This window comes from Photobacterium sp. WH77, assembly GCF_022014395.1.
Classification (GTDB): Bacteria; Pseudomonadota; Gammaproteobacteria; order Enterobacterales; family Vibrionaceae; genus Photobacterium; species Photobacterium arenosum.
Window position 1 is genome coordinate 1 of sequence record NZ_JAKLTE010000036.1, and the last position, 15561, is coordinate 15561.

Sequence of the window (15561 nt, forward strand, 5' to 3'; positions counted from 1 at the left end):
CTTAATTAGCATAGATTTAATCAACACGAAAAAAGGGAGCTCAGGCTCCCTTTTTGTATATTTAAGACTCTGCAACAGCTTTTTTCCCCTCAGATTCTGATTCCTTTGGCAAAATCCCACAGTTAACTACTTATCTTTTCTACATATTCTGTAGGCGCAATTTTGTTCATTATTGATAACTAATTCATCTAGCAAAGCGACGGAACAAAAGTGGTAATGCTAACGGTTCTCGTTTATATTTGAGTCAGATCAGTTGTAGAGAGTTGTTATGTACGTTTGCCTGTGTCACGGAATTTCTGACAAAAAGATTGTGAAATTGGTAGAAGAGGAAGGTATATCAGATATTCGTGGGATCAAAGCGATCATCCCTCTCGGTTCTCAATGCGGTAAGTGTATTCGTCAGGCAAAAGGTATCATTCAACATGTGGTTCTGGAGCGGGATACTGCTCAGGATATTGCAGTGATTGACATTACTGAGGTTACGCTCAAAAAAGCGAGCTAGTCTTCAGTTTAACAACGTCTCTTTTTTGACACTCTTCAGATCGGTTCTAAGCTTAAAGGAACCGAGAGAGGAGTGTTAGCTAATGAAAGCCGATCCGAAAATCATTCAACATCTCAATAAAATCCTGGGCAATGAACTGGTGGCAATCAACCAGTATTTCCTCCATGCCCGTATGTACAAGGATTGGGGCCTCAAGCATCTTGCCGACAAGGAATACCACGAATCTATCGATGAAATGAATCATGCTGATCATTTGATTGAACGTATCCTGTTTCTGGAGGGGATTCCGAATCTCCAGGATTTGGGTAAGCTGCGTATTGGCGAAGATACCAAAGAAATGCTCGAGTGTGACCTCTCTCTGGAAATGGATGCCATTCCGGATTTACGTGATGCAATTCAGTACGCTGAAGAAGTACGGGATTATGTCTCCCGGGATCTATTCCAGGACATTCTGGAAGACGAAGAAGAGCATGTCGACTGGCTGGAAACTCAGCTCGGTTTGATCGAGCGCATGGGTATCAACAACTACAATCAGGCCCAGATTGTAGACGACGACTAGCCAGCCTATTTCATCAAGCGCTTACGGCCTTCATCGACTCACAGTACACAACGGATGAAGGCTTTTTCATTTTTCCGCTTAATTTCCCATCATCTCTTGCCTTTCATTTTGTGATCGGTATAATGCCCGGCACTGTCTCGAGAAGACGGTTGTGAACCAATAAGCGTTGAGGAAGGAATCAGTTCTCTGATTCGGTAATGTATACTCTGACTTATGTTCGCAGTCATTAAATTGGCTGACAATGCGCCCAAAAGGGGTGCTACGTTCACATAAATCAATCGACATTCTCTCGTCTTAACGAGTTTGAGTGGCGATATTGTTTGTGTAAATTTTTTTGAATTGGAGCTCTGTCTCATGCAGAACCAACGTATTCGTATCCGCCTGAAGGCTTTCGATCACCGTTTGATCGATCAGTCTACTGCGGAGATCGTTGAAACAGCTAAGCGTACTGGCGCGCAGGTTCGTGGTCCAATCCCACTGCCTACTCGTAAAGAGCGTTTCACTGTTCTTATTTCTCCACACGTGAATAAGGACGCCCGTGATCAGTACGAAATCCGTACCCACAAGCGCCTTATCGACATCGTTGAGCCAACAGACAAAACTGTTGATGCTCTGATGCGTCTGGATCTAGCTGCTGGCGTTGATGTACAGATCAGCCTAGGTTAAGGGGAGATAAGAGAATGATTGGTCTAATCGGTCGTAAAGTGGGCATGACCCGCATCTTTACCGAAGATGGCGCTTCTATCCCAGTTACTGTGGTTGAAGTAGAAAATAACCGTGTTACTCAGGTTAAATCTGTAGACACTGATGGTTATAACGCTATCCAGGTTACCGCTGGTGCTAAGAAAGCAAGCCGCGTAAACAAAGCTGAAGCTGGTCACTTTGCGAAAGCAGGTGTTGAAGCTGGCCGCGGTTTGTGGGAATTCCGCCTGGACAATGGTGAAGAGTTCGCAGTAGGCGCTGAGCTGAACGTAGAACTGTTCAACGAAATTAAGAAAGTAGACGTTACTGGCACTTCTAAGGGTAAAGGTTTCCAAGGCGCTGTTAAGCGTTGGAACTTCCGTACTCAAGATATGAGCCACGGTAACTCCTTGTCTCACCGTGCTCCTGGTTCTATCGGTCAATGTCAGACTCCAGGTCGCGTATTTAAAGGCAAGAAAATGGCTGGTCACATGGGTGCTGAGCGTGTAACGACTCAAAACCTAGAGATCGTACGTGTTGACGCTGAGCGCAACCTGCTTCTGATCAAAGGTGCAGTACCAGGCGCAACTGGCGGCAACGTGATCGTAAAACCAGCTGTTAAAGCGTAACGTCGAGGAGTTAGTAATGGAATTGGTAGTCAAAGGCGCTGATGCGCTAGCTGTCTCCGAAACTACTTTTGGGCGTGAGTTTAACGAAGCGCTGGTGCACCAAGTAGTTGTTGCGTATGCAGCAGGTGCCCGTCAAGGTACTCGTGCACAAAAGACCCGTTCTGACGTATCTGGTGGCGGTGCTAAGCCATGGCGTCAAAAGGGTACTGGTCGTGCCCGTGCGGGTACAATCCGTAGCCCACTGTGGCGTACAGGTGGTGTAACTTTCGCAGCTCGTCCACAGGACCACAGCCAGAAAGTTAACAAGAAAATGTACCGCGGTGCGATGAAGTGCATCCTGTCTGAGCTGGTTCGTCAAGAGCGTCTGATCGTTGTTGATAACTTCTCAGTAGAAGCACCAAAAACTAAAGAGTTGGCTGCAAAGCTGAAAGAGCTGGAACTGAACGATGTTCTGATCGTGACCGGTGAACTGGATGAGAATCTGTTCCTGGCAGCACGCAACCTGTACAAGGTTGACGTTCGCGATGCCGCTGCAATCGACCCAGTTAGCTTGATCGCATTCGACAAAGTAGTGATGACTGCTGCGGCAGTTAAGCAAGTTGAGGAGATGCTGGCATGATCACCGAAGAGCGTATCCTAAAAGTTCTGCGTGCTCCGCACATCTCTGAAAAAGCGACCATGGCTGCTGAGAACGGTAACACTATCGTTTTCAAAGTAGCGATGACCGCAACGAAGCGTGAGATCAAAGCGGCAGTTGAAAAACTGTTCGAGGTTGAAGTTAAGTCTGTAAATACTCTGATTGCTAAAGGTAAAACTAAGCGTCAAGGTATGCGCCAAGGCCGTCGTAGTGACTGGAAGAAAGCGTACGTGATCCTGAAAGAAGGTCAAGACATCGACTTCGCTGGTAGTGCAGAGTAAGGCTAGGAGCAAAGAAGAATGGCTATTGTAAAATGTAAGCCGACTTCCCCAGGTCGTCGCCACGTTGTTAAAGTGGTTAACTCTGACCTGCATAAGGGTAAGCCGTATGCACCACTTCTAGAGAAAAACTCTAAGACTGGTGGTCGTAACAATAACGGTCGTATTACTGTTCGTCACATCGGTGGTGGTAACAAACAACATTACCGTCTGATTGACTTTAAGCGTAATAAAGATGGTATCCCAGCGAAAGTTGAGCGTCTGGAATACGATCCAAACCGTAGCGCAAACATCGCTCTGGTTCTTTACGCAGATGGTGAGCGTCGTTACATCATTGCACCAAAAGGCATCCAAGCTGGTGATACTATCCAGTCTGGTTCAGATGCTGCGATCAAAGTAGGTAACACCCTGCCAATGCGCAACATCCCAGTAGGTTCAACCGTACACTGTGTTGAACTGAAGCCTGGTAAAGGTGCTCAGCTGGCTCGTTCAGCTGGTACTTACGCACAAATCGTAGCTCGTGCTGGCGCATACGTAACTATTCGTCTGCGTTCTGGCGAAATGCGTAAAGTTCTTGCCGAAGGTCGTGCGACTCTGGGTGAGGTTGGTAACGGTGAGCATATGCTGCGTGAACTGGGTAAAGCCGGTGCTTCACGTTGGCGTGGTGTTCGTCCAACCGTACGTGGTGTTGTAATGAACCCAATCGACCACCCACACGGTGGTGGTGAAGGTCGTACTTCTGGTGGTCGTCACCCAGTGACACCATGGGGCGTACCGACTAAGGGTTACAAAACTCGTAAGAACAAACGTACCGACAAGTACATCGTACGTCGTCGTAATAAGTAATTTATATCAGAGGATAAGCCATGCCACGTTCTCTCAAGAAAGGTCCTTTTATTGACCTGCACTTGCTGAAGAAGGTAGAGAAAGCGGTGGAAAGCGGTGACAAGAAGCCTGTTAAGACTTGGTCCCGTCGCTCAATGATCATCCCTCAGATGATCGGTTTGACCATCGCTGTCCATAATGGTCGTCAGCACGTACCCGTTTTCGTTTCTGAAGAAATGATCGGTCACAAGCTGGGCGAATTTGCACCAACACGTACTTATCGCGGCCATGCTGCAGATAAGAAAGCTAAGAAGCGCTAAGAGGAGTATAGGTAATGGAAGCTATCGCTAAACATCGCTTTGCTCGCATCTCACCGCAGAAAGCTCGTTTGGTTGCGGATCAAGTGCGCGGTAAAACGGTTGCACAAGCTCTGGAAATTCTGACTTTCAGCAACAAAAAAGCTGCTGACCTGGTTAAGAAGGTTCTGGAATCCGCTATCGCTAATGCTGAGCACAACGAAGGCGCAGACATCGATGACTTGAATGTTGCGAAAATCTTCGTTGATGAAGGCCCAACCATGAAGCGTATTATGCCTCGTGCTAAAGGCCGTGCCGATCGCATCTTGAAGCGTTCTAGCCACATCACTGTTGTTGTAGCGGATCGCTAAGAGAGTAGGAGACAAAGCAATGGGTCAAAAAGTACATCCTAATGGTATTCGTCTTGGCATCGTTAAGCCTTGGAATACCACTTGGTATGCTAACAGCAACGAATTCGCTGACAACCTAGACGGCGACTTCAAGGTACGTCAATTCCTGACCAAGGAATTAGCAAAAGCGTCTCTGTCTCGTATCGTTATCGAGCGTCCTGCTAAGAGTATTCGTGTAACCATTCACACTGCTCGTCCAGGCGTTGTTATCGGTAAGAAAGGCGAAGATGTTGAGAAACTGCGCGCTCGCGTTGCTAAGATCGCTGGTGTTCCAGCTCAGATCAACATCGCCGAAGTACGTAAGCCAGAGCTGGATGCACAGCTTGTTGGTGACAGCATCGCTTCTCAGCTTGAGCGCCGTGTTATGTTCCGTCGCGCTATGAAGCGTGCGGTACAGAATGCTATGCGTCTGGGCGCTAAAGGCATCAAAGTTGAAGTAAGTGGCCGTCTGGGCGGCGCTGAAATTGCACGTACCGAGTGGTACCGTGAAGGCCGTGTGCCTTTGCACACTCTGCGTGCTGACATTGATTATGCGACTTCTTCCGCTCACACCCAATACGGTGTAATTGGTATCAAAACTTGGATCTTCAAAGGCGAAGTTCTGGGTGGTATGCCAGTTGAAGAGCCTAAGGCTGATAACAAGCCTAAGAAGCAACGCAAAGGCCGTAAATAAGGAGTTTATTGATGCTGCAACCTAAACGCACTAAATTCCGCAAGACTCATAAGGGTCGTAACCGCGGTCTGGCGAACGGTACTGATGTAAGCTTCGGTACTTTCGGTCTGAAAGCAGTTGGCCGTGGCCGTATTACTGCTCGTCAGATCGAGGCTGCTCGTCGTGCTATGACTCGTCATATCAAACGTCAGGGCCAAATCTGGATTCGTATCTTCCCGGACAAGCCTATTACAAGCAAGCCGTTGGAAGTTCGTCAGGGTAAGGGTAAAGGTAACGTTGAGTACTGGGTAGCCCAAATCCAACCAGGTAAAGTTCTTTATGAAATGGATGGTGTTTCAGAAGATCTTGCTCGTGAAGCCTTTAAACTGGCCGCGCGTAAGCTTCCTGTAAAAACCACTTTCGTAACTAAGGCGGTGATGTGATGAATGCACAAGATCTGCGCGCAAAAAGCGTTGAAGAACTGAATGCTGAGCTTGTGAACCTGCTGCGTGAGCAGTTCAACCTGCGCATGCAGGCTGCGACTGGCCAACTGCAACAGACTCACACTCTGAAAGCAGTACGTCGCGATATCGCACGTGTTAAAACCGTTCTGAATGAGAAGGCTGGCGCATAATGAGCGAGAAAATTCGTACTCAGCAGGGTCGTGTTGTTAGCGACAAGATGGACAAGTCTATCGTGGTTGCTATCGAGCGTTTCGTGAAGCACCCAATCTATGGTAAGTTAATCAAGCGTACGACTAAACTGCACGCTCACGATGAGAACAACGAGTGTGGCATTGGCGACACAGTTGAGATCAGTGAGTGTCGTCCACTGTCTAAGAAAAAATCTTGGACTTTGGTACGCGTTGTTGAAAAAGCGCGCGTTTAAGCGAGCTTTAGCAACTACATAACTGAGCGGCCCCTGAAAAAATGGGGCCGTTTATTTTTTATCTACCCATTCTCAAAAAATGGTGTTATTATTCGCCGCCCTTGTAATAAAGGCGAATTCGACCCGAGATGGGTCTAGATGTTTTTGATAAGCGGAGCACTAACATGATCCAAATGCAAAGTATGCTAGATGCAGCCGATAACTCCGGCGCTCGTAGCGTAATGTGTATTAAGGTTCTGGGTGGTTCTCACCGTCGCTATGCACATATCGGTGACATCATCAAAGTTACTGTCAAGGAAGCAATTCCTCGCGGTAAAGTGAAAAAAGGTGATGTACTGAAAGCGGTGGTTGTGCGCACCCGTAAAGGCGTTCGTCGTCCAGACGGCTCTGTCATTCGCTTCGACCGTAATGCTTGCGTATTGCTGAACAACAATACAGAGCAACCAATCGGTACTCGTATCTTTGGCCCAGTGACTCGTGAACTTCGCTCTGCGAAATTCATGAAAATTGTTTCACTAGCGCCAGAAGTACTGTAAGGAGTGACGAAAATGGCAGCTAAAATCCGTCGTAACGACGAAGTTATCGTTCTTACTGGTAAAGATAAAGGTAAGAAAGGTAAAGTATCTAAGGTCCTGGCAACTGGTAAAATCGTTGTTGAAGGTATCAACCTGGTTAAAAAACACCAGAAGCCTGTACCGGCTATGGGTATCCAGGGTGGCATCGTTGAACAAGAAGCAGCTCTTGATGCTTCTAACGTTGCAATCTTCAACGCGGCAACTGGTAAAGCTGACCGTGTAGGCTTCCGATTTGAAGACGGCAAAAAAGTTCGTTTCTTCAAATCTAATGGCGAAACTATCAAGTAATTTTGGAGTAGTACTATGGCGAAACTGCATGATTACTACAAAGAGTCTGTTGTAAAAGAACTTGCTGACAAGTTCGAGTACAAGAGCATCATGCAAGTCCCAAGGATCGAAAAGATCACCCTGAACATGGGTGTCGGTGAAGCCTTGAACGACAAGAAGCTGTTGGAAAACGCAGCTGCTGATATGGCCGCAATTACAGGTCAAAAGCCGCTGGTTACCAAAGCTCGTAAGTCTGTTGCTGGCTTTAAGATCCGTGAGGGCTACCCGATCGGCTGTAAAGTAACCCTGCGTGGCGAACGTATGTGGGACTTTTTCGAACGTCTGATCTCTATTGCTGTACCGCGTATCCGTGATTTCCGTGGTTTAAACCCGAAATCATTTGACGGTCGTGGTAACTATAGCATGGGCGTTCGTGAGCAGATTATCTTCCCAGAGATCGATTTCGACAAAGTGGATCGTGTACGTGGTTTAGACATCACAATCACAACCACTGCGAACTCTGACGAAGAAGCTCGTGCTCTGCTGTCTGCTTTTAACTTCCCATTCCGTAAGTAAAAAGTAAGGGTTACTAATGGCTAAAGAATCTATGAAGGCACGTGAAGTAAAACGTGCCAAGCTGGTAGCAAAGTACGCTGAAAAGCGTGCCGCGCTTAAAGCTCTAATTAGCGACGTGAATGCGTCTGAAGAAGAACGCTGGGATGCAGTGCTCAAGCTTCAGTCTCTACCACGTGATTCAAGTCCATCTCGTCAGCGTAATCGCTGTAACCAGACTGGACGCCCACACGGGTACCTGCGTAAGTTTGGTCTGTCCCGTATCAAGGTTCGTGAAGCTTGCATGAAAGGCGAGATTCCGGGTCTGCGTAAGGCTAGCTGGTAATTTATTACCAATTAAGAATCACGGAGTATTGACTTATGAGCATGCAAGATCCGATTTCGGATATGCTGACCCGCATTCGTAACGGTCAGGCAGCGAAGAAAGTTGCTGTTAAAATGCCATCTTCTAAGTTGAAAGTTGCCATCGCAGCTTTGCTGAAAGAAGAAGGTTTTGTGGCTGACTACGCCGTTTCTGGCGAAGTTAAGCCTGAACTCGAAGTTACTCTGAAGTACTTCGAGACTAAAGCTGTAATTGAGCAAATCCAGCGCGTTTCACGTCCTGGCCTGCGTATCTACAAGAAAAAAGATGCGCTGCCGACTGTGATGGGTGGCCTGGGTATTGCCGTTGTGTCCACTTCCAAGGGTCTGATGACTGACCGTGCTGCTCGTAAAGCAGGTCTTGGTGGTGAGATTATCTGCTACGTAGCTTAATAGGAGTAGGAAAATGTCACGTGTTGCAAAAGCACCTGTAGTTGTTCCTGCCGGCGTAGAAGTTAAACTCAACGGTCAGGAAATCACTGTAAAAGGTGGTAAGGGTGAACTGGTTCGTGTAATTAACGAAGCAGTTGAACTAACCCAGGAAGAAAACACCATTAAGTTCGGTCCTCGCGACGGCTTCAACGATGCTTGGGCACAGGCTGGTACAGCTCGTGCACTGGTTAACAACATGGTTGTTGGTGTTACTGAAGGCTTTACTAAGAAGCTGATCCTTAAGGGTGTAGGTTATCGTGCTGCCATCAAAGGCAACGCTGTTGGCCTGACTCTGGGCTTCTCACACCCAGTTGAGCATGAACTGCCTGCAGGTATTAAAGCTGAGTGTCCAACTCAAACTGAAATCGTACTGACTGGTACTGATAAGCAGTTGATTGGTCAAGTCGCTGCAGACATTCGCGCTTACCGTAGCCCTGAGCCTTACAAAGGTAAAGGTGTTCGTTACGCCGACGAAGTCGTGCGTATTAAAGAAGCTAAGAAGAAGTAAGGTAACACTATGGATAAGAAAGCATCTCGTATCCGTCGTGCGACCAGAGCACGTCGTAAGATTGCTGAACTGGGTGCAACTCGCTTGGTAGTACACCGTACTCCACGCCATGTGTACGCTCAGGTAATCGCACCAAATGGCTCCGAGGTTATCGCTGCCGCTTCTACCGTAGAAAAAGCGATCCGTGAGCAAGTGAAGAGCACCGGTAACAAAGACGCTGCTGCAGTTGTGGGTAAAATCATCGCTGAGCGCGCGATTGAAAAAGGCATCTCTAACGTTGCATTCGATCGTTCCGGTTTCCAATACCACGGCCGCGTGGCTGCACTGGCAGAAGCTGCCCGTGAAGCTGGTCTGAAATTCTAAGGTAGGCGGAAGATGGCTAACGAAAAAACTCAATCAGATCTGAATGAAAAGCTGATCGCTGTTAACCGTGTATCTAAGACGGTTAAAGGTGGTCGTATTTTCAGCTTTACCGCACTGACTGTTGTTGGTGATGGTAATGGTCGCGTTGGTTTCGGTTACGGTAAAGCACGTGAAGTGCCAGCTGCAATCCAGAAAGCAATGGAAAAAGCACGTCGTAACATGGTTACAGTTGCCCTGAACGAAGGTACTCTGCACCACGCTGTTAAAGGTCGCCACACCGGTTCTAAGGTGTACATGCAACCTGCATCAGAAGGTACTGGTATCATCGCCGGTGGTGCAATGCGTGCAGTGCTGGAAGTCGCTGGCGTGCATAACGTACTGGCTAAAGCATACGGTTCTACAAACCCAATCAATATCGTTCGTGCGACTATTGATGGTTTGAGTGGTATGAACTCTCCAGAAATGATCGCTGCTAAGCGTGGTCTTTCTGTTAAAGAAATTCTGGAGTAATCGACATGGCTAAAACTATCAAAGTAACTCAGACTCGTAGCTCTATCGGTCGTTTGCCGAAGCATAAAGCTACGCTGCGTGGCTTGGGCCTACGTCGCATCAACCACACTGTTGAGCTGGAAGATACTGCTTGCGTTCGCGGCATGATCAATCAGGTTCATTACATGGTTAAAGTAGAGGAGTAATCAGAATGCGTTTGAATACTCTATCTCCGGCTGCGGGTTCTAAGCCTTCTGCGAAGCGCGTAGGCCGTGGTATCGGTTCAGGCCTGGGTAAAACTTGTGGCCGTGGTCACAAAGGTCAGAAATCACGTTCTGGTGGTTCTGTTCGCCCAGGTTTCGAAGGCGGTCAAATGCCTTTGAAACAGCGTCTACCAAAATTCGGTTTTACTTCTCGCAAGAGCCTGGTAACAGCTGAAGTTCGCCTGTCAGAACTGGCGAAAGTTGAAGGTGACGTAGTAAGTCTGGAAACACTGAAAGCTGCAAACGTGATCACCAAGAACATGGAAACTGTAAAAGTTGTTCTGTCTGGTGAGATCAACCGCGCTGTAACAGTGAAAGGCTTACGCGTAACTAAAGGCGCTAAAGCTGCAATCGAAGCTGCAGGCGGTAAAATCGAGGAATAATTAACTCGAGGATGAGGTACAGATGGCTAAACAACCAGGACAAGATTTTAGTAGCGCAAAAGGTGGCCTAGCAGAGCTTAAGACTCGTCTGCTATTTGTAATAGGGGCTATCTTAATTTTCCGAGCTGGCTCTTTTGTGCCTATTCCTGGTATTGACGCTGCTGTACTAGCCGATCTGTTCGAACAGCAAAAGGGTACCATCATTGAACTGTTTAATATGTTCTCTGGTGGTGCACTTGAGCGTGCATCCATTTTAGCACTGGGCATTATGCCGTATATTTCGGCCTCGATTATTGTTCAGTTGCTAACGGTTGTTCATCCGGCTTTAGCCGAGTTGAAGAAAGAAGGTGAGTCTGGTCGCCGTAAGATCAGCCAGTATACTCGCTATGGCACGCTTGTGTTGGCAACCTTCCAAGCAATTGGTATTGCGACGGGGTTACCAAGTATGATCCCTGGCCTGGTGCATAATCCAGGCCTTGGTTTCTACTTTGTTGCGGTCGTAAGTTTGGTCACTGGTACCATGTTCTTAATGTGGTTAGGTGAGCAGATTACAGAACGTGGCATTGGTAACGGTATATCTCTGATTATATTCACAGGTATCGTTGCAGGATTGCCACCAGCTATTGGACAGACCGTAGAACAAGCGCGTCAAGGTGAATTGCACGTACTTCTTCTACTGTTAATTGCAGTAATTTCTTTTGCTGTAATCTATTTTGTAGTGTTCATGGAACGTGGTCAGCGTCGTATCGTCGTTAACTACGCCAAACGCCAGCAAGGCCGTCGGGTCTATGCAGGTCAGAGCACTCATCTGCCATTGAAGATTAATATGGCAGGTGTGATTCCAGCAATTTTTGCATCCAGTATCATTCTTTTCCCTGGTACACTGGCTCAGTGGTTCGGTGGAAATGGAGAAGGTACTTTTGGTTTCCTGACTGACGTGTCTCTGGCACTTAGCCCAGGTCAACCACTGTACGTTATGCTGTATGCCGCTGCGATTATCTTCTTCTGTTTCTTCTATACAGCGTTGGTGTTCAACCCGCGTGAAACAGCAGATAACCTGAAGAAATCCGGTGCGTTCATACCTGGTATTCGTCCGGGCGAGCAGACTGCGAAGTACATTGATAAAGTGATGACACGCCTGACTTTGGCTGGTGCGTTATACATTACCTTTATCTGTCTGATCCCCGAGTTCATGATGATTGCTTGGAACGTTCGCTTCTACTTTGGCGGTACGTCACTACTGATTGTAGTTGTGGTTATTATGGACTTCATGGCTCAAGTTCAGACACACCTGATGTCTCAACAGTATGAGTCGGTTTTGAAAAAGGCTAATCTTAAAGGCTACGGCCGTTAAGCTTGGTTATCCATTTACGGAGTTTAGCAATGAAAGTTCGTGCTTCCGTTAAGAAAATCTGCCGTAACTGTAAAGTTATCAAGCGCAACGGTGTTGTGCGTGTAATTTGCAGTGAGCCAAAGCATAAGCAACGCCAAGGCTAACCAGCAGAAATATTTCTTGCAAATTGAAGGTAGGTTGGCTAAATTAGCCAACCATCTTTTGTGTGTGCAAAAGAATTGTGACACCGCTGCGTATCCTAAACGGGCTTTGCAGCGGTTATTCTTGATAAGTACTAGGAGTGAATAGTGGCCCGTATTGCAGGCATTAACATTCCTGATCAAAAGCATGCTGTAATCGCACTGACTGCGATTTATGGCGTCGGTAAAACTCGTTCAAAAGCTATTCTGGCTGATGTGGGTATTGCTGAAAATGTTAAGATCAGTGAACTAACTGAAGAGCAGATCGATCAACTGCGTGATGGTGTAGCTAAGTACACTGTAGAAGGTGATCTACGTCGTGAAGTTTCCATGAACATCAAGCGCCTAATGGATCTTGGTTGTTACCGTGGTCTTCGTCATCGTCGCAGTCTACCTCTACGTGGACAGCGTACTAAAACCAACGCTCGTACCCGTAAGGGTCCGCGCAAGCCGATCAAAAAATAATCGGATAAGGTAGAGTACAATGGCAAAACAACCAACTCGCGCTCGTAAGCGCGTACGCAAGCAAGTTGCTGATGGCGTAGCGCACATCCACGCTTCTTTCAACAACACAATCGTTACCATTACTGACCGTCAAGGTAATGCTCTGGCTTGGGCAACTGCCGGTGGTTCAGGTTTCCGTGGTTCTCGTAAATCTACACCGTTTGCTGCACAGGTTGCTGCTGAGCGTTGTGGTGAAATGGCCAAAGAATATGGCGTTAAGAACCTGGAAGTTATGGTTAAGGGCCCAGGTCCTGGTCGTGAGTCAACAATCCGTGCTCTGAATGCAGCGGGTTTCCGTATCACTAACATTGTTGATGCGACTCCGATCCCTCATAACGGTTGTCGTCCACCTAAGAAACGTCGCGTATAACGTTTCGTTTCTAGGAATATTGGAGAAAGAACATGGCAAGATATTTGGGTCCTAAGCTGAAGCTTAGCCGTCGTGAAGGCACTGACTTATTCCTTAAGTCTGGTGTTCGCGCGATTGATACCAAGTGTAAAATTGATAACGCGCCGGGCCAGCACGGTGCCCGTCGTGGCCGCCTGTCTGACTATGGCGTTCAGCTTCGCGAGAAGCAGAAAGTTCGTCGTACTTATGGCGTACTGGAAAAGCAATTCCGTAACTACTACAAAGAAGCTGCTCGCCTGAAAGGCAACACAGGTGAAAACCTGCTGCAACTTCTGGAAGGTCGTCTGGATAATGTTGTTTACCGCATGGGCTTTGGTGCAACTCGCGCTGAATCACGTCAGCTGGTAAGCCACAAAGCGATCCTGGTTAATGGTCAAGTCGTTAACATCCCATCTTTCCAGGTGGCTGCAAACGACGTTGTTAGCATTCGTGAGAAAGCTAAAAACCAAGCACGCATCAAAGCAGCTCTTGAAGTTGCTACTCAGCGTGAACTGCCGACTTGGGTCGAAGTAGACAGCAACAAAATGGAAGGTACCTTTAAGCGTCTTCCAGAGCGTTCTGATTTGTCTGCCGACATCAACGAACACCTGATCGTCGAGCTTTACTCTAAGTAAGGCTATAGTTAAGAGAGGACACAATGCAGGGTTCTGTAACAGAATTTCTTAAGCCGCGTCTTGTTGATATTGAACAAGTTAATACGACGCATGCAAAAGTAACTCTTGAGCCTCTGGAGCGCGGTTTTGGCCACACTCTAGGCAATGCTCTACGTCGTATTCTTCTGTCATCTATGCCAGGTTGCGCAGTGACTGAAGTAGAAATCGACGGTGTGTTACACGAGTACAGCACCAAAGAGGGAGTCCAAGAGGACGTTCTTGAAATCCTACTGAACCTGAAAGGCCTGGCCGTTAAGGTTGAAGGGAAAGACGAAGTCATCTTGAGCCTCAGTAAATCTGGTGCAGGCCCTGTTGTTGCAGGTGACATCACCCATGATGGTGATGTTGAGATTGCGAACCCAGAGCACGTGATCTGCCATTTGACTGATGATAATGCTGATATCAGCATGCGCATCAAGGTAGAACGTGGTCGCGGCTATGTACCAGCATCTGCTCGTATTCACAGTGATGAAGACGAGCGTCCAATTGGTCGTTTGTTAGTTGATGCAACTTTCAGCCCAGTTGATCGTATCGCTTACTCAGTCGAGGCTGCGCGTGTTGAACAGCGCACTGACCTTGATAAGCTAGTTATCGATATGGAGACCAATGGTACTCTTGATCCTGAGGAAGCGATTCGTCGTGCTGCTACTATTCTGGCAGAACAACTTGACGCATTCGTAGATCTGCGTGATGTACGAGTTCCTGAAGAGAAAGAAGAGAAGCCGGAGTTCGATCCGATCCTACTGCGTCCTGTAGACGATCTTGAACTAACTGTTCGCTCTGCTAACTGTTTGAAAGCAGAAGCGATCCACTACATCGGTGATCTTGTTCAGCGTACTGAGGTTGAGCTACTGAAAACGCCAAACCTGGGTAAGAAGTCTTTGACTGAAATCAAAGACGTGCTGGCTTCACGTGGTCTGTCTCTGGGTATGCGCCTGGAAAACTGGCCGCCAGCATCTATCGCTGAAGATTAATAGTTACTGATATCTAGTTAGAAGGATTAGGTCATGCGCCATCGTAAGAGTGGTCGTCAACTCAACCGCAACAGCAGTCATCGCAAAGCGATGTTCAGCAACATGGCTAGCTCTCTGGTACGTCACGAGCTTATCAAGACTACCTTGCCTAAGGCAAAAGAGCTGCGTCGCGTAATTGAGCCTTTGATTACCCTAGCTAAGACTGACAGTGTAGCTAACCGTCGTCTGGCATTTGCACGTACTCGTGATAACGAAGTCGTTGCTAAACTGTTTAACGAATTAGGTCCACGTTTTGCTCAGCGTCCAGGCGGTTACACTCGCATTATGAAATGCGGTTTCCGTGCTGGTGATAAAGCCCCTATGGCTTACATTGAGCTGGTAGACCGTCCTGAAGCTCAGGAAGAAGCTGCTGCTGAATAAGCAATAGTTTAAAAACGTAAGAAAGCCGGGCATTGCCCGGCTTTTTTTATAGTGATGTTTTACTAATTATCAGGCACCACAATCAGGACTGGGTGGTTATGGATTTAACCACTGTTGTTTTAGTCAATACTCTTGTTGTTCTTCTTTATCTTCCCCCACAACTTTCTTCTCCCACTATACTTTTTTTGTTTTTATTCTCATTAGGAGCCTATCAGCCCCGATGATTGAGGGTGGTTTTGCTTGATTGTTGTTCGTTTTTCTTTTCTGTGAGTGAAAAGTGTTCGCTTGGTGTCTTTTTCTGTTTTTTTACTTGTCATGTGATTCTGACTCTCTATAATGCCGCCTCACTGACACGGCAGAGCAGCAAACTTAAGTGCTAGGCAGTGTAAGCGGTCAGAAAAAAACAAATTGAAAAAAGTGTTTGACACTTCACTTCGATTGGTTAGAATGGCCGCCCGTTTCGAGAGCTAAGTCACAAAGACTTACTTAGAAACAAGC

The 15561-nt window shown here is 47.2% G+C and carries 30 protein-coding genes; all 30 read left to right on the plus strand.

Going from position 1 to position 15561, the window contains the following annotated elements:
- Positions 1 to 268: 268 nt before the first annotated feature.
- The gene (locus tag L6J37_RS20790) at positions 269 to 502 is read left to right on the plus strand and encodes a (2Fe-2S)-binding protein (protein ID WP_237796461.1); all 234 of its coding nucleotides are present in this window, start codon (positions 269 to 271) and stop codon (positions 500 to 502) included.
- 82 nt (positions 503 to 584) lie between these two features.
- On the plus strand, positions 585 to 1061 hold the full coding sequence (gene bfr / locus L6J37_RS20795; protein ID WP_120513896.1) for a bacterioferritin: 477 nt from the start codon (positions 585 to 587) through the stop codon (positions 1059 to 1061).
- 354 nt (positions 1062 to 1415) lie between these two features.
- The gene (rpsJ, locus tag L6J37_RS20800) at positions 1416 to 1727 is read left to right on the plus strand and encodes a 30S ribosomal protein S10 (RefSeq protein WP_005501283.1); all 312 of its coding nucleotides are present in this window, start codon (positions 1416 to 1418) and stop codon (positions 1725 to 1727) included.
- A 14-nt stretch (positions 1728 to 1741) separates the two neighbouring features.
- Complete coding sequence (rplC, locus tag L6J37_RS20805; RefSeq protein ID WP_027251940.1) at positions 1742 to 2371, plus strand: 50S ribosomal protein L3; 630 nt, start codon at positions 1742 to 1744, stop codon at positions 2369 to 2371.
- A 16-nt stretch (positions 2372 to 2387) separates the two neighbouring features.
- Positions 2388 to 2990: a 50S ribosomal protein L4 gene (rplD, locus tag L6J37_RS20810; RefSeq protein ID WP_027251941.1), complete on the plus strand. Its 603-nt coding sequence runs from the start codon at positions 2388 to 2390 to the stop codon at positions 2988 to 2990.
- On the plus strand, positions 2987 to 3289 hold the full coding sequence (gene rplW, locus L6J37_RS20815; protein ID WP_027251942.1) for a 50S ribosomal protein L23: 303 nt from the start codon (positions 2987 to 2989) through the stop codon (positions 3287 to 3289). Before rplD ends, rplW begins: the two co-directional genes overlap by 4 nt.
- Positions 3290 to 3307: 18 nt before the next feature.
- Entirely contained in the window at positions 3308 to 4132 is an 825-nt protein-coding gene (gene rplB, locus L6J37_RS20820) for a 50S ribosomal protein L2 (RefSeq protein WP_027251943.1), read from the plus strand.
- Between the two features lie 20 nt (positions 4133 to 4152).
- Positions 4153 to 4431, plus strand: coding sequence for a 30S ribosomal protein S19 (gene rpsS / locus L6J37_RS20825; RefSeq protein WP_007469141.1), 279 nt, complete (start codon positions 4153 to 4155; stop codon positions 4429 to 4431).
- 14 nt (positions 4432 to 4445) lie between these two features.
- Positions 4446 to 4778, plus strand: coding sequence for a 50S ribosomal protein L22 (gene rplV / locus L6J37_RS20830; RefSeq protein WP_027251944.1), 333 nt, complete (start codon positions 4446 to 4448; stop codon positions 4776 to 4778).
- A 19-nt stretch (positions 4779 to 4797) separates the two neighbouring features.
- Positions 4798 to 5490, plus strand: coding sequence for a 30S ribosomal protein S3 (gene rpsC / locus L6J37_RS20835; RefSeq protein WP_027251945.1), 693 nt, complete (start codon positions 4798 to 4800; stop codon positions 5488 to 5490).
- Between the two features lie 11 nt (positions 5491 to 5501).
- Positions 5502 to 5912 (plus strand): 50S ribosomal protein L16, encoded by a 411-nt coding sequence (gene rplP / locus L6J37_RS20840; protein WP_027251946.1) that lies wholly within the window; start codon positions 5502 to 5504, stop codon positions 5910 to 5912.
- A complete protein-coding gene (rpmC, locus tag L6J37_RS20845; protein WP_027251947.1) occupies positions 5912 to 6103 on the plus strand; it encodes a 50S ribosomal protein L29 in 192 nt (63 codons plus the stop codon). Before rplP ends, rpmC begins: the two co-directional genes overlap by 1 nt.
- A complete protein-coding gene (rpsQ, locus tag L6J37_RS20850; protein WP_237796462.1) occupies positions 6103 to 6357 on the plus strand; it encodes a 30S ribosomal protein S17 in 255 nt (84 codons plus the stop codon). The genes rpmC and rpsQ overlap by 1 nt, the downstream gene beginning before the upstream one ends.
- A 164-nt stretch (positions 6358 to 6521) precedes the next feature.
- Positions 6522 to 6893 carry a 50S ribosomal protein L14 gene (gene rplN, locus L6J37_RS20855; RefSeq protein WP_027251949.1) on the plus strand — a complete coding sequence of 124 codons (372 nt, stop codon included), beginning with the start codon at positions 6522 to 6524 and terminating at the stop codon, positions 6891 to 6893.
- A 12-nt stretch (positions 6894 to 6905) separates the two neighbouring features.
- Positions 6906 to 7220, plus strand: a complete 315-nt coding sequence (rplX, locus tag L6J37_RS20860; RefSeq protein ID WP_027251950.1) for a 50S ribosomal protein L24 — start codon at positions 6906 to 6908, stop codon at positions 7218 to 7220.
- Between the two features lie 15 nt (positions 7221 to 7235).
- Positions 7236 to 7775: a 50S ribosomal protein L5 gene (gene rplE / locus L6J37_RS20865; RefSeq protein WP_027251951.1), complete on the plus strand. Its 540-nt coding sequence runs from the start codon at positions 7236 to 7238 to the stop codon at positions 7773 to 7775.
- 16 nt (positions 7776 to 7791) lie between these two features.
- Positions 7792 to 8097: a 30S ribosomal protein S14 gene (gene rpsN, locus L6J37_RS20870; RefSeq protein WP_027251952.1), complete on the plus strand. Its 306-nt coding sequence runs from the start codon at positions 7792 to 7794 to the stop codon at positions 8095 to 8097.
- Between the two features lie 35 nt (positions 8098 to 8132).
- Positions 8133 to 8525 carry a 30S ribosomal protein S8 gene (gene rpsH, locus L6J37_RS20875; protein ID WP_027251953.1) on the plus strand — a complete coding sequence of 131 codons (393 nt, stop codon included), beginning with the start codon at positions 8133 to 8135 and terminating at the stop codon, positions 8523 to 8525.
- A gap of 13 nt (positions 8526 to 8538) precedes the next feature.
- Entirely contained in the window at positions 8539 to 9072 is a 534-nt protein-coding gene (gene rplF, locus L6J37_RS20880) for a 50S ribosomal protein L6 (protein ID WP_192017802.1), read from the plus strand.
- A 9-nt stretch (positions 9073 to 9081) separates the two neighbouring features.
- On the plus strand, positions 9082 to 9435 hold the full coding sequence (gene rplR, locus L6J37_RS20885; protein ID WP_027251955.1) for a 50S ribosomal protein L18: 354 nt from the start codon (positions 9082 to 9084) through the stop codon (positions 9433 to 9435).
- 12 nt (positions 9436 to 9447) lie between these two features.
- Positions 9448 to 9945: a 30S ribosomal protein S5 gene (gene rpsE / locus L6J37_RS20890; RefSeq protein ID WP_192017803.1), complete on the plus strand. Its 498-nt coding sequence runs from the start codon at positions 9448 to 9450 to the stop codon at positions 9943 to 9945.
- A 5-nt stretch (positions 9946 to 9950) separates the two neighbouring features.
- Positions 9951 to 10130, plus strand: coding sequence for a 50S ribosomal protein L30 (gene rpmD, locus L6J37_RS20895; RefSeq protein ID WP_027251957.1), 180 nt, complete (start codon positions 9951 to 9953; stop codon positions 10128 to 10130).
- A 5-nt stretch (positions 10131 to 10135) separates the two neighbouring features.
- The gene (rplO, locus tag L6J37_RS20900; RefSeq protein ID WP_027251958.1) at positions 10136 to 10570 is read left to right on the plus strand and encodes a 50S ribosomal protein L15; all 435 of its coding nucleotides are present in this window, start codon (positions 10136 to 10138) and stop codon (positions 10568 to 10570) included.
- Between the two features lie 22 nt (positions 10571 to 10592).
- Positions 10593 to 11924 carry a preprotein translocase subunit SecY gene (secY, locus tag L6J37_RS20905; protein ID WP_027251959.1) on the plus strand — a complete coding sequence of 444 codons (1332 nt, stop codon included), beginning with the start codon at positions 10593 to 10595 and terminating at the stop codon, positions 11922 to 11924.
- A gap of 29 nt (positions 11925 to 11953) precedes the next feature.
- Positions 11954 to 12067: a 50S ribosomal protein L36 gene (rpmJ, locus tag L6J37_RS20910; protein ID WP_000868186.1), complete on the plus strand. Its 114-nt coding sequence runs from the start codon at positions 11954 to 11956 to the stop codon at positions 12065 to 12067.
- 144 nt (positions 12068 to 12211) lie between these two features.
- Positions 12212 to 12568: a 30S ribosomal protein S13 gene (rpsM, locus tag L6J37_RS20915; RefSeq protein ID WP_192017804.1), complete on the plus strand. Its 357-nt coding sequence runs from the start codon at positions 12212 to 12214 to the stop codon at positions 12566 to 12568.
- 19 nt (positions 12569 to 12587) lie between these two features.
- Entirely contained in the window at positions 12588 to 12977 is a 390-nt protein-coding gene (gene rpsK, locus L6J37_RS20920) for a 30S ribosomal protein S11 (RefSeq protein WP_027251961.1), read from the plus strand.
- A 32-nt stretch (positions 12978 to 13009) separates the two neighbouring features.
- A complete protein-coding gene (rpsD, locus tag L6J37_RS20925; protein WP_027251962.1) occupies positions 13010 to 13630 on the plus strand; it encodes a 30S ribosomal protein S4 in 621 nt (206 codons plus the stop codon).
- Between the two features lie 23 nt (positions 13631 to 13653).
- A complete protein-coding gene (locus L6J37_RS20930) occupies positions 13654 to 14643 on the plus strand; it encodes a DNA-directed RNA polymerase subunit alpha (RefSeq protein ID WP_027251963.1) in 990 nt (329 codons plus the stop codon).
- A 33-nt stretch (positions 14644 to 14676) separates the two neighbouring features.
- Positions 14677 to 15063, plus strand: coding sequence for a 50S ribosomal protein L17 (gene rplQ / locus L6J37_RS20935; RefSeq protein ID WP_027251964.1), 387 nt, complete (start codon positions 14677 to 14679; stop codon positions 15061 to 15063).
- Positions 15064 to 15561: the final 498 nt, after the last annotated feature.